Origin of the sequence: Bacillus fonticola, from assembly GCF_012955605.1 — a bacterium.
Classification (GTDB): Bacteria; Bacillota; Bacilli; order Bacillales; family JC228; genus Bacillus_CG; species Bacillus_CG fonticola.
Map to the genome: position 1 here is coordinate 249,982 of NZ_CP052135.1, position 17,378 is coordinate 267,359.

The window sequence follows — 17,378 nt, forward strand, 5'->3', positions numbered from 1 at the left end:
CCACATGATCAGTCTTGCAAAGCTTTAATAAGCTACTTTTAAAGGAGCTGATGAAAATGACAGGGAATATTATTATAAAAAAATTATCATTTAGGTACTTATCAATGGTTAAGCCTCTTTTTGAAAATGTAAATATTAACATTAATGAAAGTTGGAAGTTGGGACTTGTCGGTAGAAATGGTAGAGGAAAAACAACCTTTTTAAAAATCCTTTTAAACCAGCTGGAGTATGAAGGTACTCTACAATCAACTTTAGACTTCAAATACTTCCCATTATATCCGGGTACTCATGAAGATTTAACTGCGCAGGAAGTGCTACTGAAACAAAATCCGTATATAGAAACTTGGCAAATTGAACGTGAGTTAACGTATATGGATTTACCGCTCGATGTATTAGGTAAGAAATTTAATGTATTGAGCGGCGGCGAACAAACAAAATTGTTACTTATTGAGCTATTTTTAAATGAAAATTCATTTCCTTTGATCGATGAACCGACGAATAATTTAGATTTGCACGGCAGGCAAATCGTTGGTCAATATTTAAATAATAAAAAAGGATTTATTGTCATCAGCCATGATGAGTACTTTTTAAATCAGTTTGTTGATCATGTCCTGGCCATCAATAAAGAGAATATTGACCTCATTACTGGAAATATTGATACCTGGAAATATGAAAAAGCAAATGCAGATATGCTGTCTGAAGAAAGAAATTCCAATCTAAAAGCTGAGATTAAACGATTGAATGAAGTCTCAAGACAAGTGGGTAGTTGGGGGATAAAAAGGGAAAATAGTACGAAGGATGCTGCGGAAAGACGCTTAGCAGCGAAACAGATGAAAAGATCTAAAGCAATTAAAAAAAGAACAGAAGAGATGATTGAAGAAAAGCAAAGTCTTATTAATAATATCGAAAATGTTTCTGATCTTAAAATGATTGTTGAACAGCCTAGAAAACAGGTTTTGTTCTTTCGTGATTTTTCAATTTTAAGAGACGGGATACCTCTTTTTAAACCAATCAATGTGGATGTATATCCAACTGATCGATTCTTTATTGAAGGGAAAAATGGTGTCGGTAAATCTACTTTATTAAATTTTATACTTGGGAAAGAGCAGTTAGAAACGATTGGTGAATACAGAATTCAACTACCTGAACATCTATCGATTCTGAGTCAAAAAAATCAAGAGGACGCAGACTATTCTTCATTTATCAAACAATTATCTTCGAAAGAAAAAGAAGAATATTGGCATCTGTTACATCAACTAGGTACCCAGCGATCCAGTTTTTCGGATAAATCAAGTAAAGATTGGAGCTCTGGTGAACAGAAAAAAGTATTTTTAGCTGATGCACTACTAGGAAATAACGAGTTATTTATTTGGGACGAGGTAACCAATTACCTAGATATTATGGTTATTAACCAGCTGATTGATGCCATCAAGAAAAATGAGCCAACCATGATTGGTGTTGATCATAATGAATATTTCGTTAATGCAATAGCTACTAAAAAGATAGAATTAACAACTTCTTTTTGAATATTTTAATAACCGTTTAGGGTTGCCTCCAGTAAAAGTGCACATCCTTTCGCCCCCTATTAATTAGAAGGAAAAAGATATGTGTGGAATTGTGGTTGTACTTTGGGAATATAGATACGAAGGAAATTTTACTAAAGGACTTGAAAAGCTAGAATACCGGGGATACGACTCAGCAGGGATTGCCGTTCAAGAAATGCATTGGGTGTTCAGGTTTTTAAGGAAAAGGGTCAAATCGCCAATTTACGTGCGAGTGTCGATGGTTCAGTTTTCGGGAAGTGACGGAACCATCTGATTTATACTGTTGAGAATACGAGGAGAAATATTGCCACGCTACAAGCGGGATGCGAATCATTAGCTCGGTACGCCCCGGTTATTTTTTCTATATTTAAAACTTGAAAGTTATGCAACAACCTATTTGCAATTCTACGGAAAAGATAGATTATATGAGTCGGTAAATAACTTCATTAGAACTATTGTTTGACAAAAATTTAAGGAGAGATAAACAATGAATCTAGGCACTCCAATAGCCATAGGAAATACAGCAAAAATCTATCTTCACGAGAACAGGATTGTCAAAGTATTTAACGACTATTTGCCGGATACGGAATCTTCATATGAAGCAGATAAGCAAAAATATGCCTATTCGTTTGGACTTTCTGTACCTAAAATATTGGATGTCACGAAAATAGACGGAAAACAAGCTATAATAATGGAATATATTAAGGGTAAAACAATAGGTGATATACTATCCGAAAACATGGAACAAGCGGAATATTACATGAATATTTCCGTTGATATACAACAAAGGATCCATATGATTGCTGCTGATACTCTTGAACCCATGTCTGGAAAATTAAGCCGGCAAATTGAATCAGCCCATAATTTAGATAAAAGACATAAGTCTGCTTTAATAAAAAGATTGGATAAGATGACTTTTGAGAAAAGGCTCTGTCATGGAGATTACCATTTGTACAACTTAATTCTGTCAGATGATAACAACAAGGTGACAATAATAGATTGGATTGACTCCAGTGCAGGAGATATACGTGCCGACGTATATCGCACGTATCTTTTGTATTCACAGTTTTCGGTTGAATTAGCCGATATGTATTTGCATCTTTACTCTAAGAAAAGCGGTTTGTCGAAAGGTGAAATTTTCCAATGGGCTCCGATCATTGCCGGGGCGAGATTGTCTGAAAGTGTAGTATCAGAAAAATCGGAACACCTTATGGAGATAGTAAATTATTACTGTCCCTTATAACGATCGATTGAGTGCTAATGGAAAAATTATTAACTAAATATACAAGGAGGGCCGAAATGGGAATTAGAAACTCTGCAAAAGCAATTATAATAAATAGCGGCAAGGTTTTACTGACAAAGAATCAAGATAAAGAAGGGTATTTTTATCTTTGTCCTGGTGGTGGTCAAGAACACGGTGAAACACTACATGATACCTTAAAAAGAGAGTGTATCGAAGAGGTTGGATACCAAATAGAAATCGGGGAACTCCTACACATACGAGAGTATATAGGAAAGAATCACGAGTATACAGCTTTTGACTTTAATGTTCATCAAGTTGAATATTACTTTGTTTGTGAATTGAAAGATGAAAACAACTATATAGAACCTAATACCCCTGATAGTCATCAGGTAGGGATAGAATGGGTACATATTGACCATTTATTGCAATACAGGTTATATCCGAAAGAGATAAGAAGATATATAGTTAAATTTGTTAACAATGAAAAGTCTCCCGTGTATCTGGGGGATGTTAATTAGAGGCAATTGATTTCGTATTCAAGGAGTGAGAGTTTAAGAGGGGTTGATATGAGTGATTGAAGAGTTGCGAAATAAGATAGATAAATTGTCAGGTAGTGAAGCAAAGTCATTGTTATTAAACACGGCGGTATGGTTACAAACCATACTAGAGTCAAATAACTCCCAAGAACAAAAAGACGAAGAGTTGAAGGCTCTTTACGAGAAAGTGGCTAACTACTCTCAAATAAAAAACGACATACAAAGAAAAAGGAATTATCATACAATACATATTGTTTGTGGTGAATCACCAGCTGGATCATTAATGGTGGGACTGGAACATGGTCATCGAGTGATAGGATTTCCCGATTTCTTTGCAGTAGGACCAGTTAGGGAGCTTCATATGGAAGAAGGACTTCAGAATCGTTACGCATGGTTAAAGGATCATATTAATATTCCTATGGATTTCATAGAAAAAGAATATGAGATTCGGTTTCGCAATACGCTTGAGCAATTACGAGAAATTCCTGAAAATGTCCCTATTGTTCTTTGGACTGCTGAAAATGCAAGCGAGCAGGTAGGAATTAGGTTCTTTCTTCACTTTTTACAGGAAAAAACTAACGAGGTTTTTCTAATTAATACTTCTTTAGCTTTTCAAGAGCTATACAATACGAAGGAAGTTCAGTATTTTGTCCACACAGGAGAAGTTCATCCAGAAAAGTTAAGAACTATTTATGAACAGAAACGAAATAGTCCAATGACTGATGAAGAGAAAAATCAACTTCAAAAAGAATGGGCGGAGCTATCTGAAACTAAAGAGGTTTTACGTGTATTGAAAAAGGATGCGATTCAGAGCGTTCCTGAAAATTACTATGATCATCATTTGGTAACTACTGCTCAAAAGCTACACGCAAAAAGGGGCAAGGAAGATTTTATAAAGTCGGCTAGAATCATTGGCGAAGTGTACGGCGAATTGGCAGGTAATGTAGATGATTCTTTCTTGGAATATAGGCTAAGATGCCTGATTTATGACGGTGTCTTTGAAATAAGGGGTATTCCTAAAGGTATGAGGTATTACAGTGTGAGGTTGAGGTAGTTTGGAGAGTTGTATGTCATTGATTATAGTAATCGGTCTTTGTGGAGTATTACTAGTTATGTGATCTCTATTCTTTAGAATTTGAAAAGTGGTAAGATAAGGATAGTATATCAATATGTGAGGAGTGGTTGGCTTGGGTCTGTATCGCACCGGTTTTGTTTCACTAGATGAGTACTTTCAAATTCGAGAAAATAGCGAGGAGTTATTAGAGTATATAGATGGGTTTGTTTATATGTCACCATCGCTATCGACGAAACACCAGAGAATTTCAAGGAAGCTCCTCATTCAGTTCGATACGTTTCTTAACCAGAAACCTTGCGAGGTATTTCATGCTCCATTTGATATAGAATTGAAAAATGAGAACATGGAAGGTACAAAAATTGTCATTCCAGATATTAGTGTTATTTGTGACAAGAGTGGTTTTACTGATACCAAGTACGTAGGCGTTCCGGACCTTGTCGTTGAAATTCTTAGTCCATCGAACCAATCCCATGACTTAATTACAAAATTGAATCTTTATATGAAATATGGTGTCAAAGAGTATTGGATTATAAACCCGATGCTTCATACAGTAACTGTCTACTCACTCAATGATGATGACATGTACGAACAACATGATATAAAAACAGAAATTGGAAAGGTTACATCTAAGTTCTTAAATGGATTCGGAGTTGACGTAGAATTTATTTTTAATGAGTAAATTACCTTTTCTCCTGAAAGTATCTCTCCTTTTGGCAACCATTTTGGGTGGTGATAGGTACCACCTGATAATCCAAAAATAACATTGCGCTTCCTTTTGTCAAAGGAGGCGCCTTTCCTTAGTTTTGGATATCCTCAATTTTCCATTCCGTGCCGTTCTCTTACATAGATCGGACCTTAACGCTTTATGTGTAGAGTAAATAAATTGTAGATTACGTGCACCTTTCCCCCTAGGCTTCAAATAATCCCTCCCTCACCAAATCTTTCCATCATTTTATCTCCCTTGCCCTTTCTTATATAATAGTAGGTATAGAATCTAAAACTAGGATGATGACAGTGGACGTGACTATGAAGAAGGTGGTGGAGGCTAGCTATTTGACGGCGGACTCTGCAGCGCAGTATCGGACGATTTTGCGGTATTTTTATCATCAGCATGAGAGAATGAGAGATTTCATTGCACCGGATGAAATCCTTGAATATATGCGGTCTTTTCCAGTCTTTTCAGATTATGAGGAAGATCAGCTCCATCAGCAATTAGCACAACTTGTAAAATGGAATAATCTCATCGCGCGCCAGGATATGACCAATGCGAAAACAGTTGAGGAGTACAAGAAGAAGCGATTCCGCTATCAATCTACTCCTTATACGATTGAAATTGAAAGAATGCTGGTTGTGTTAGAAAAGAAAGTAAGCGACACATTCCAAGGTTCATTGGAGCGGTCCCAGTTTGATCGGTTATTACAGGCACTGACTACTTTACAAAAAGAGACTGAGGCGGACTTAGAGAAACATGCTGAAGAGTACATGCGTATGTGGGAGGATGTCTTTCGCTATTTTCAAACGATCCGAACGAGTACGGCGGATTACATTGCTTATATCAATAGCGAGCAAACGGATCAAAGGATGCAAACGGAAGCGTTTCTCGTTTATAAAAATCAATTTACGACGTATTTGCGAGAGTTTATTGTGTCGCTTCAGAAGACGTCACTTCAAATTGGAGAGCGATTGCGTGAGCTAACTCCTGAAAAATTAAGTCCTTTTTTTCAAAAGTTAATTCAACATCGACAGTCGATTCCTAGACTGGAGGATGTCTCTTCATCGGCAGAAGAGTGGGAAACAGAGTACAGAGAGTATTGGGATTCATTAAGACAGTGGTTTTTAGGGTCTAACACGCAGCAGAGTGAGCTTGAGGTATTACAATGGCAAACGAACGAAATGATTCGTCGGATGACGAGGTATGTGCAGCGGATTGGGGAAAGACAACAACACTTTCGCAGCAGAAAGAATGATTATCTTCATTTAGCCAAATGGTTTGCTCATTGCTCGTCAATGGATGAGGCTCATAAACTGTCTTCGGTCGTGTTTGGTGCGATGACGATTCAGCATTTGCAATTGGAAGAGGGAACAACGGATAATCTCCACTCAGATACATGGGAAGAAGATCCGACCGTTATAACCTTGAAACCACGAACAAATCGCTACAGAGAAAAAACAAAACCGGGTTCGATGACCTCGAATCAAGAAAAGAAGATGCGGCAAAGAGAGCAATACCTAGAAGATCGGAGACAAGAACGGGCTCTTATTGATCAATATATGACAGAAGGCGTCATTCAGCTGTCGCGCCTAACTAAAGTAGAGCCATTCATCCGCAAGGTTTTACTAGGTTGGATCGGAAAGTCGATGGCGAGTCGCGATCGGAAAGTGAAAACGGACTACGGGCTAGTCGTGAAGGTCACACTGGATAAGGAGAATTCTATTTTACTAGAATCTGATGACGGAACGTTAAAAATGCCGGATGCACGGTTCGAATTTGTAGAGCAAGGAGGTGGAAAAGGATGAGGGCCGAAAACACACTAGAGTTTGACGAGAAGGCGATTCAAGGAATGGATCTTTTGTTTCATCATTATTGGATTCTAAGAGCAGAACATCCCGAATGGTACCAGCTAATTCGTGAGCGGGAGAAGGTACTTCGTCGTTATATCAATGAAAAGTTTGGATTACGACTTATCGTGCACCAGCACTTTATCAAGCTAGAAAAAATACCGGTTGAGCCAGAGAGATGGATGGGAATTCAGCATTTCCAAGAACCGATGGATTATGCAATTTTTTGCTGTGCCTTATCTTTCTTAGAAGGGAAATCAGTTGACGAGCAATTTCTGTTGTCTGACCTGTGTCAAGAAATACAGGCCGATTACCCAGGTGATTCTGACCTTGACTGGACCCTTTATATCCACCGAAAATCCTTGATCCGATCGGTGAAGATCTTGATGGAATTCCAATTAATTCGCACGATTGATGGTGACATTGGACGGTTTGACCATAATGAAGAGCAAGAGGTTTTGTATGAAGCGACGATTTACAGCCGCTATTTTATGCGAACCTATCCAGAAGACTTTATGAACTATACGCATTGGAGCGAACTGTTACAAGAGGATTGGAAGCTGAACCAGGAGGACGAACGCCGAAAAAGAGTGTATCGAAAACTGTTCTTTTCCCCTGGATTGCACAGGATGGACCAGCAAGATCCAGACTTTCTGTATATACGGAACTACCGGAATCGATTGTCTGAGGATATTGATAAACATAGTGACTATAACCTGCATGTGTATAAAAATACCGCTTTCCTATCTGCTTCTGACCCAAGACAATATCAGCAATTATTCCCGAATGCGAAAGCATCAACGGATATGATTCTTCAACTCTCTAAACATTTACATGAACATCTCGAGCACTTTAAGCCAAAAGAGAACGGCGAGATTGTCATGACAGAAGGCGAATTAGATGAAGTACTCGCAACACTTCGAGGGCAATTTGAAGCCGGGTGGTCGAAGTATTTTCGTGAAAAATCCACGAACGCGATCCGGATTGAGCTTATTGAGGCCATGAAGGATTGGATGATGGTAGAAGTGGAAGAGATGAGCTCACTTATAAAAATTAAACCTCTGTTAGGTGTACTTACAGGTACCTTTCCAGCAGATTTCGAAGGGGGAGAAAAGCAATGACGAATGCTAGATGGGTGATGAATCGCGCAGGTCTATTAAACTTTTGGTATTACGATGAAGAGACATTCCATTTTCAAGACGGAAAGCTCTTGTTAAGAGGATCCAATGGTTCTGGGAAGTCAGTGACGATGCAAAGCTTCCTACCGGTTTTACTAGATGGAAAGAAATCGCCAGACCGTCTAGACCCCTTTGGATCTAAAGCGAGAAAGATGGAAGATTACTTGCTTGGTGAAAAGGAAGTAGTTGACCGCGAGGAACGGACAGGCTATTTGTTTATAGAATACAAAAAGAAGAATTCAGAGCAGTACATCACAACTGGAATCGGCATGCAGGCCAAGCGCAACAAAGGGATTAAGTCGTGGTACTTTTTGCTAACCGATCATCGTAGAATGGGTCACGACTTTCATTTAGCACAAACCCATACTGGTGAAAAGGTTCCTCTGTCGGCAAAAGAGTTAGAAAACCGAATCGGTTCTGGTGGTTATGTAGTTCATACGCAGCGAGAGTATGCAGAGCTTGTGAATAAGCATGTGTTTGGCTTCCAGGCCATTGAGGCTTATGAGGACTTAATTAAGCTGCTCATTCAACTAAGAAGTCCAAAGCTTTCGAAGGATTTCAAGCCGACCGTTATTTATGAAATATTGGAATCAGCCTTACCGCCTTTAACAGATGATGAGTTACGTCATCTTTCCGATACGATTGAAAATATGGATCAAGCCCAGCAACAGTTGGAACAGCTAGAAAGAGAGTCCACTTCAATTCAAAGGCTTGAATCTGTGTACAACACGTACAATCAATTTATTTTGGCTGAACGGGCTAAAGCGTGGAAACGGGCTGGGCAAAAGAGTACTGCAGCAGAAAAGCAAGTACAGACATTGGCCAAACAGTATGAGGATTACGAAAAGGAAATTGGCCAATTAAAGACCAACCAGCAAACGTACCAGCAACAAAAAAATGTGGCTGAACAAGAGCGGATTTCGCTGCAAAAGCATGAGGTCTGGTCGCTAGAGGAAGAGAAAGGAAAAAAGGGAACAGAAGCGAACTCTCTCTCCAATGAAGTACAAAAATTGGCTGACAAATGGGACGATCAAAATCGAAAATTGCATCGATTTTGGAAGGAGAAACAAGAAACGGAAGGAAAGCTTTCTGACCAAGAGAAAAAGGCAAAAGAGCTGTGTGATGAGCTAGCACTCGATGCAGACGAGGCTGCCTTTCATCAGCATGACGTAAATGTCAGTGATTATGAGCGAGCTAAAGGCGAAGAATTTGATTTTACTGTTTGGTTAAAGGAATCAAAGGATTACCAAACACTTTTACGATCATTGGAAAAGCAAGCGGAAGAAGTATTCCGATTAGGGGAAGAGCACACTCGCCTTCAACGTCAGTCCTCTGAAAAGAAACAAGTGCTTGATGAACAGCAAAAGGAATTAGATCACTTAAAAGAATGGTTCGACGACCAGCATCAACAGTTAGAGAGTGACGTTTTTTTGTGGATAGAAGAACACTCTAAGATCAAGTTTTCACAAGAGCTTCGTCAGGATATTGCTCGATCTGTGCAAGGACTTTATGAAAGAAATCGCTTCGATGAAGTACGTAATCACCTATACACCGCCATCCATGAATATGAAGCAACTGTTAAGAAAGATAAAGCAATCACGATGGAAAAGATAGATAGAAAGCGTGAGGAAATAAGCGAAACAGAAGTAGAGCTCGATCGGATTAAGCGTGAGAAAATGTTAGAGCCGGAGAGAGCCACTGGGACCGAACAGTTCCGTAATAGGTTAAAAGAGGAAAAACACGCTCACTTGCCATTTTATGCAGCCGTCGAATTTCACGAGCATGTGACAGAGGAACAACGAGAACGAATTGAATCAGCGCTGAAAAAGACAGGGATTTTGGACAGCTTGATTACCGACCGTCCTCTTTCACCAGAACAGGATTCGGTGCTCGTCACGGAGCCCCGCTTACTAGGATACACACTGGCTGATTACTTACTGCCTGATGTAGAAGACGACAGCCCCATTTCAAAAGATGTAGTAGATGAAGTTCTTCGGAGTATTTCGCTTAAAAAAGATGAACAGGGGTTTCATCTAGATGTTGATGGAACATATTCCGTCGGGTGCTTAGTAGGACATGCACCTCATGAAGGACCATCTAAATACATTGGGCGCACGTCCCGTAAACGTCATCAACGGGAACAAATTCAAGTGTGGACTGAAAAGCTTCTTCAACTTCAAAATGAGTTAGCGGAATTGAGAGTAACGCTAACAAACTTGGAAGAGGAGCTCCAGCAGCTTGGGCGCTGGAAGGGAGAGCTTCCAACAGACCGTGATCTTCTAGACTTACACAGTAATATATTGGCAGTCACACAACGTATAAAAAGTCAGCAAGAGAGCCTTCGTCAAATTGATGAAGAATGGAAGAACGTTTACGAAAAGTTAAACGCCGTGAAAAAAGAACTTCGCGAACAAGGAATGCACTTGAATATTTCCTTGACGAAAGAAGAGATTTCGAAAGCAGCTACGGCTATGGAGAGTTATGTAGACTTCCTGCAAGATTTTAAAAATGTCTCGCTACAAATTTCGTATTCACAAAAAGAACTACATTCCATTGGCGAACGAATCAAGGAAGTTGAAGAAGATCTGGATCTTTTGAAAGGGGAACAAAATAGCAAAGCCGCTCAACTAGACCAAGTAAAAGCGGAAATCGACTCGATTGAACGCCAGCTCCAACTAAAAGGAATTGACGAGGTCAGAAAACAAATCCAAGAGGTCCAGCTTTCATTGAAGGAAGCTGAAAATAAGATCCACTATATCAATGTCACATTGCCACAAAAAGTAGCCGATCAAAACAGCTGTTCAGAAAAATTACAAGCGGCTGAGCGGGACTTTGCCTTCTGGGAAAACATGAATAAAGAATGGGAGCAAGCGGTTGAGAAGGAAAAAGGCAGGGGCTTTTTAGAAGTGGAGGGGCAAAATGCTGCCGACATTTTGGCCGAATACGAATGGGTATTGTCAAAGCATGAGCGACCAAAGCTTCTAGAGCAATTAACCAAAGTTTTTTTCAATGAACAATTGCATTTAACAGAATATCGTATGTTCGAGTTTACTGAAGACCTAGAGACGCCAGAATGGTTTCACGAAGACTTTGGCGATCAGTATGAATCCTATATCAATGAATGGCATCTCGTAAAAGGTAGACGATTAATTCAAATGGAGTACCAAGGACAGCGGGTAAGTCCATACTATGTTTCAACTGTATTGAAGAAAGAGCTAGAAGACCAACAAGGATGGTTAGACGAACAAGATCGTCAGCTTTATGAGGATATTATTGTAAACACGGTGGGTACGATTCTTCGTGGGCGGATCCAAAGGGCGGAGAAATGGGTCAAACAGATGGATAAAATAATGGCGGATCGCGATAATTCATCGGGATTAATTTTCTCCATTGCCTGGAAACCTTTAACTGCCGAGTCAGAACAAGAGTTAGATACGAAAGATTTAGTTCAGCTCCTGCAACGAAATAGTAAGTTCTTGAGTGAAGAAGACTTGAACCGCATTACGACACACTTTCAATCACGGATTGCAAAAGCGAAAGAGCTAATTCAATTACGAAATGAAGGATCTACTCTCCACCAAGTATTAAAGGAAGTATTGGATTATCGAAAATGGTTTACATTTGTTCTTTCCTATCGACGTGTCAACGAACCGAAGCGGGAGCTCACAAATAACGCCTTCTTCAAGTTCAGTGGTGGGGAAAAAGCAATGGCGATGTACATTCCGCTGTTCACTGCCGCTTACTCGCGCTATAAAGAAGCGGGAGAAATGGCTCCATTCATTATTTCTTTAGATGAGGCATTTGCTGGGGTGGATGAAAACAATATCCGTGACATGTTTGAGGTAGTGGAACAGCTTGGGTTTAATTATATGATGAACTCGCAAGCGTTATGGGGTGACTATGACACGATCTCTAGTCTATCCATTTCTGAATTGGTCCGACCGAAAAATGCCGACTATGTGACCGTGATTCGATACGAATGGGATGGAAATCAGCGAACACTTGTTTTTGACGAGGATGACCGTGTTGAGGAGCTTGTAACCAATGAATAAGAAGCTCTATGTATTTAGAAATGAGCCTGGATTTTTGAAACTGTTTTCTCTTTTTAAAGAAAAGTACCGGTCGCTAGGTAGAGTCGGCGGCGCAGTTAGTGTAAACGGATTTACGGATAATGAGCTTGAATCGATCGCTGGGTTCCTCGGACAACCGAAGGACAAGCTGCTGCACAAAGGCAGTGTTTCCTTACTCGCCTTTGAAAAGGAATTACCCAACACTGGATTTGCCGAATACAATCTTTTAACTTTACTAGAGGAAGTGTTGCAACAGTCAATTTTCTCAAAAAGAGAAGGGTTGGAGCGGGAACAAGAGCAAGAGGAAGCTTTTATAAACTCGCTTAAACAAGCGATTCCAGAAGCTTCTTCATGGCTTTTGCGCATCCATTCCAAAACACCTGACACAAGGTGGATTTGGTCGCTTTACAAACAGAATAAAGAAGAACTATATGAAATCGTAGTAACGGCTTATAAAGCATTTCTATCGCTACCGGAGGAGGGTGAGTTTGAACGACTCCCCTTTTTTTCCCAAAGAATGACGGGGAACCCGCATTATTTTGACAACAACGGAGTAGCAGGTAAATTACTACTTCATTGTATGTTTGTGGATCAGATGCTACGTGGGAACGATGAAGCTACTATGCCGAGATCGGTAGAAGAGTTGAATGACCTGCTGGCTGAATACGGTATTCTTCGTGACGATTTATGGAATTTTGTGACGTGCCAAAGGTTATTGGCATCGTCCGAGGATACTATACATCCTGTTTGGCAGGCGTCCATTCACAGCCAAACAGTCATGAACGTACCGATGAAAGAAATGGCGAAGGTGGACCGTGTCTGGCCGGCAAATGGAAACAAAGTATGGATTGTGGAGAATTCAAGTGTATGCTCTACCATCATGGATGCCGTTCCGAATGCACCTATTGTTTGTACACATGGGCAGCTTAGAATGGCAAGTTGGAGACTACTGGAACTACTAGTGGCTTCTAACTGTACTCTTTATTATTCTGGCGACCTTGACCCAGAAGGCATCGCCATAGCAGAGAAATTAAAGAAAAGGCACAAGGATCAAGTTGTTTTCTGGAGAATGGACAGTCAAACATACAAAACGAGCCTATCCAATGAAGACATGACAAGCAGATTATCCAAGCTTGATAGCATCTCTTCTCCTGAATGGAACGAGCTAATTTGTTTGATGAGAGAGGTAAGGAAGGCAGGATATCAAGAAGCGATTGTTAACAGTCTTATTGGGGATATAAGGGAAGCGCTTAAAGAGTGATTATTTAAGATGGCAGTAATCAACTGGTAATGCATAGGGGCTGACTAGAATTTGTTGTCTGGCTGTGTTGAAGAAGGCTTAAGAACCTATCTAAGTGCAGTTAGATAACTTGCTCACACCGGATAGTAGAATCAGAACCTGTCGCTGTTGTTATGAATTATTTGTCTAGACCCCCTCCAGTGGAAGCCTTTCTTCGGGAGGTTTTTTTTATTGGATATAAACCCTAGTCCAGGCAAGGAGCAATCTTAGTGTTGAAAGGGTATAATAATTGGCAAAAGTAGTCACGACCACGAAACGCATCGTATTGTTATGGAAAGTAGATAACTAAAAATAGCGTAGAAATAATAGGATAAACAAGACGGGAAAGAGGAGATATGATGACAAACAAAATTACAGATACGGGATGGAACTTAGACAATAGTTATGCTCGTCTGCCGCAATCATTCTTTACTAACCTGAACCTGAACCCTGTAAGTTCGCCTAAGTTGGCCATTCTCAATGAGACGTTGGCAACCTCCATGGGGTTGGACGTGCAGGCGCTAAGAAGTGAAGATGGCGTGGCAGTGTTTGCTGGTAACCGAGTTCCCGAAGGTGCTTTGCCTCTTGCTCAAGCTTATGCCGGGCACCAATTCGGGCATTTTAATAGGTTAGGGGATGGACGGGCTCTGCTACTTGGTGAGCATATCACTCCCCGTGGTGAACGGTTTGATATTCAGCTCAAAGGTTCGGGGAGAACGCCTTACTCCCGCGGCGGTGATGGTCGAGCGGCTCTTGGTCCGATGTTACGTGAATACATCATCTCAGAAGCGATGCATGCGCTCGGTATCCCGACTACCCGTAGTTTGGCTGTGGTCACAACGGGTGAGTCGATTGTCCGCGAAACTGAATTGCCTGGTGCCATTCTGTCCCGTGTCGCTGCTAGTCATGTGCGCGTCGGTACGTTTCAATACGCGGCGCAATGGGGGACGGGTGAGGAGCTCCGTGCCGTTGCTGATTATGCACTTGAGCGCCATTATCCAGACATTAAAGCTGATGAGAACCGGTATCTTTCCCTGCTTCAGGAAGTGATCAAGCGTCAGGCTGCATTGATTGCTAAATGGCAACTTGTGGGCTTTATTCACGGGGTGATGAACACCGATAACATGACCATTAGCGGAGAAACGATTGATTATGGTCCTTGCGCTTTCATGGATACGTATGATCCAGCAACGGTTTTCAGTTCTATTGACAGGCAAGGTCGCTATGCCTATGGTAATCAGCCTCCTATAGCTGGTTGGAATCTCGCGCGATTTGCTGAGAGCATGTTGCCACTACTGCATGAAGATCAGGATCAGGCTGTCAAACTGGCTCAGGATGCGATTTCAGATTTTAATGCATTATATCAATCTGATTGGCTTACCGGAATTCGAGCAAAACTTGGATTGTTTGGCGAAGAGGCACAGGATGAGTCTCTTGTTGAAGATCTCCTTAGTATGATGCAGAAGTATCGGGCTGATTACACCAATACATTCCGAGCATTAACTTTTGGTAGGCATGAGGAAACGGCTTTGTTTGGTACCGTAGAATTTTCTCAGTGGCATGAGCAGTGGCAGGCGAGATTAGGCAGACAGAAAGAATCCGAATCCACCTCGAAGCAGTTGATGCGGGACAGTAACCCTGCGGTAATCCCTCGTAATCACCGTGTAGAAGTAGCACTAGAAGCCGCAGTTGAAGAAGGGGACTACAGCGTATTGGAGCGTTTACTTGATGTGCTTGCAAACCCATACGCCCATACCCCTGAACAGGCAGAGTACTCGACACTGCCAGCGGAAACAGCTCTTCCTTACCGAACTTTTTGCGGTACGTGATTTTATGCCAATATTAGGTTTATTATTCTAAATAAAGGTGCATACGCTCAAAACCATGTCGAACATGCTCAAAACCATGTCGAACACGCGCGAAACCATGTCGAATACGCTCAAAAAAATGTCGAATACGCGCGAAACCATGTCGAATACGCTCAAAAAAATGTCGAATACGCGCAAAACCATGTCGATCAATCAATATCACATGAGCTCATCATTCTCCGGCACACTTCAGTAATGCGAGTGAATTAGGTAGGGAGGGGGAGTTGGGTGGATATTTTATTCTTGGTTACTATTTTTCTAATCGGATTTATCGGGTCATTTATTTCAGGGATGGTCGGGATAGGTGGATCCATTATTAAATACCCGATGCTGCTGTACATTCCACCTGCATTAGGTTTGGTTGCATTTAGTGCCTATGAAGTCTCTGGAATCAGTGCCGTGCAGGTTTTTTTCGCCACAATCGGTGGTGTATGGGCGTATCGAAAGGGTGGACTTTTAAATAAAACACTCATTCTATATATGGGTGTAAGCATTCTAGTCGGAAGTTTTATTGGAGCGTATGGTTCTAAACTGCTGTCTGAAAGTGGAATTAACGTCGTCTATGCCACATTAGCAACCATTGCGGCCGTGATGATGTTTGTCCCAAAGAAAGGGTTAGATGATATACCGCATGATCAAGTAACGTTTAATAAATGGTTCGCTGCCTTATTAGCTTTTGTTGTTGGCGTTGGAGCTGGTATTGTTGGCGCAGCAGGTGCTTTTATTTTGGTGCCAATTATGCTTGTAGTGCTCAAAGTTCCAACTAGAATGACCATAGCTACTTCATTAGCGATTACGTTTATTTCTTCCATCGGTTCGACTATCGGCAAAATTACGACTGGCCAAGTTTTGCTAGTCCCCGCACTTATTATGGTGGTTGCAAGTTTAGTTGCTTCCCCCTTAGGAGCGAATTTCGGGAAGAAGGTCAATACGAAACTGTTACAATGGTTGTTAGCTATGCTCATTTTAGGCACATCCATTAAGATATGGCTTGATATTTTAAGTTGAATGTTTTTCAATTGATCAAATAATACCGAACCAATGTACCTAGGCGGTTAATCTTAACAAGTTCTTGACATTCTCCTCATAAGTTCTGGAAATGGATTGCTTATACTGTTTATAAGGGAAAGGGATTACGCTTTTCCACTTATAATAAACAGGAGTGAGGAAGATGAAGAAGTGGTTAGTAGTAGCAGGGTTTATCGGTGCATTTGCAGTCGGCTCAATGACTTCCGGATTGATTAGTCCAAACGCTAGTTCCGACAGTGGGGAGGACGATACAACTGTGAATGCGGAAAGCGAAAACGGCATGATGGAGATGAGCGATTCTAACGCAATGGATATGATGGGTGATTCGAACGGAATGGACATGATGGGGAATATGAGTGAAATGATGGACACGATGTCTATTATGAATGACTTAATGACCGAACTTTCAAGCGAAGCTGCTCAGACTTTAGATATGACGACAGATGAGCTACAAAGTGAAATCAAAAGTGGAAAATCTCTTGCAACCATTGCAGAGGAGCAAGGGGTAAAAGGGGATAAATTGACGAAAGAGTTGGAAAAGGTTATTCAAGAAGACATTAAACAGTATAAGAAGGAGGAAAATGGGATAACGGACCAACAAGAGATGATGCTTCTTTCCATGAGTGAGAACATTGGCATGATGCTTAACGTTGATGGGATGTTTGCCTGCAATGCCTTTGGTGAATAGACTGTTATTGCCTAATTAAGGTTTTTCACTAAGAAGGAGGTTCAAAACATGATGTGGAACAATGGAGCTGACTGTTTAGGAGGAGGATTTCCGATGATGTTCGGCGGTGGGCTACTTATGTTATTGTTCTGGGGGCTAATTATTTGGTTGGTCATATATGCAATCCGTAAATGGTCACCAACTGATCGATCAAACTCTTCAGATAAAGCAGTAGAGATACTAAAACAGCGATACTCCAGGGGAGAAATCGACACTGAAGAGTACAGACAGCGGTTGCGTGAGTTGACGGATACAACGAACAAAATTTGA

The 17,378-nt window shown here is 40.8% G+C and carries 13 protein-coding genes and 1 pseudogene; all 14 read left to right on the forward strand.

Translation table 11 applies throughout. The annotated features are described in order from the left end of the window. Positions 1 to 56: 56 nt before the first annotated feature. The 14 genes and pseudogenes from HHK01_RS01320 (at position 57) to HHK01_RS01385 (ending at position 17,378) form a co-directional block, all read left to right on the forward strand. Positions 57 to 1,526, forward strand: coding sequence for an ATP-binding cassette domain-containing protein (locus HHK01_RS01320; RefSeq protein WP_170006054.1), 1,470 nt, complete (start codon positions 57 to 59; stop codon positions 1,524 to 1,526). Between the two features lie 79 nt (positions 1,527 to 1,605). Beyond that, positions 1,606 to 1,802 (forward strand): annotated as a pseudogene (locus HHK01_RS01325) (glutamine--fructose-6-phosphate transaminase (isomerizing)); the annotation flags it as partial. Positions 1,803 to 2,031: 229 nt separating this feature from the next. Continuing rightward, positions 2,032 to 2,787 (forward strand): aminoglycoside phosphotransferase family protein, encoded by a 756-nt coding sequence (locus HHK01_RS01330; protein WP_170006055.1) that lies wholly within the window; start codon positions 2,032 to 2,034, stop codon positions 2,785 to 2,787. A 56-nt stretch (positions 2,788 to 2,843) separates the two neighbouring features. After that, on the forward strand, positions 2,844 to 3,305 hold the full coding sequence (locus tag HHK01_RS01335; protein ID WP_170006056.1) for an NUDIX domain-containing protein: 462 nt from the start codon (positions 2,844 to 2,846) through the stop codon (positions 3,303 to 3,305). A gap of 52 nt (positions 3,306 to 3,357) precedes the next feature. Further along, the gene (locus HHK01_RS01340; RefSeq protein WP_228027617.1) at positions 3,358 to 4,377 is read left to right on the forward strand and encodes a DUF1835 domain-containing protein; all 1,020 of its coding nucleotides are present in this window, start codon (positions 3,358 to 3,360) and stop codon (positions 4,375 to 4,377) included. Between the two features lie 133 nt (positions 4,378 to 4,510). Continuing rightward, positions 4,511 to 5,077 carry a Uma2 family endonuclease gene (locus HHK01_RS01345; protein ID WP_170006057.1) on the forward strand — a complete coding sequence of 189 codons (567 nt, stop codon included), beginning with the start codon at positions 4,511 to 4,513 and terminating at the stop codon, positions 5,075 to 5,077. A gap of 335 nt (positions 5,078 to 5,412) precedes the next feature. After that, positions 5,413 to 6,915, forward strand: coding sequence for a TIGR02677 family protein (locus HHK01_RS01350; RefSeq protein ID WP_170006058.1), 1,503 nt, complete (start codon positions 5,413 to 5,415; stop codon positions 6,913 to 6,915). Then, positions 6,912 to 8,078, forward strand: a complete 1,167-nt coding sequence (locus HHK01_RS01355) for a TIGR02678 family protein (RefSeq protein WP_170006059.1) — start codon at positions 6,912 to 6,914, stop codon at positions 8,076 to 8,078. Before HHK01_RS01350 ends, HHK01_RS01355 begins: the two co-directional genes overlap by 4 nt. Beyond that, positions 8,075 to 12,187 (forward strand): TIGR02680 family protein, encoded by a 4,113-nt coding sequence (locus HHK01_RS01360; protein ID WP_170006060.1) that lies wholly within the window; start codon positions 8,075 to 8,077, stop codon positions 12,185 to 12,187. Before HHK01_RS01355 ends, HHK01_RS01360 begins: the two co-directional genes overlap by 4 nt. Further along, on the forward strand, positions 12,180 to 13,466 hold the full coding sequence (locus HHK01_RS01365) for a TIGR02679 family protein (RefSeq protein WP_170006061.1): 1,287 nt from the start codon (positions 12,180 to 12,182) through the stop codon (positions 13,464 to 13,466). The genes HHK01_RS01360 and HHK01_RS01365 overlap by 8 nt, the downstream gene beginning before the upstream one ends. Before the next feature lie 374 nt (positions 13,467 to 13,840). Further along, positions 13,841 to 15,313, forward strand: coding sequence for a protein adenylyltransferase SelO (locus tag HHK01_RS01370; protein ID WP_407646921.1), 1,473 nt, complete (start codon positions 13,841 to 13,843; stop codon positions 15,311 to 15,313). Between the two features lie 267 nt (positions 15,314 to 15,580). After that, positions 15,581 to 16,360 carry a sulfite exporter TauE/SafE family protein gene (locus HHK01_RS01375; RefSeq protein WP_170006062.1) on the forward strand — a complete coding sequence of 260 codons (780 nt, stop codon included), beginning with the start codon at positions 15,581 to 15,583 and terminating at the stop codon, positions 16,358 to 16,360. 163 nt (positions 16,361 to 16,523) lie between these two features. Then, positions 16,524 to 17,069: a hypothetical protein gene (locus tag HHK01_RS01380; RefSeq protein WP_170006063.1), complete on the forward strand. Its 546-nt coding sequence runs from the start codon at positions 16,524 to 16,526 to the stop codon at positions 17,067 to 17,069. A 48-nt stretch (positions 17,070 to 17,117) separates the two neighbouring features. Continuing rightward, positions 17,118 to 17,378 carry an SHOCT domain-containing protein gene (locus tag HHK01_RS01385; RefSeq protein ID WP_170006064.1) on the forward strand — a complete coding sequence of 87 codons (261 nt, stop codon included), beginning with the start codon at positions 17,118 to 17,120 and terminating at the stop codon, positions 17,376 to 17,378.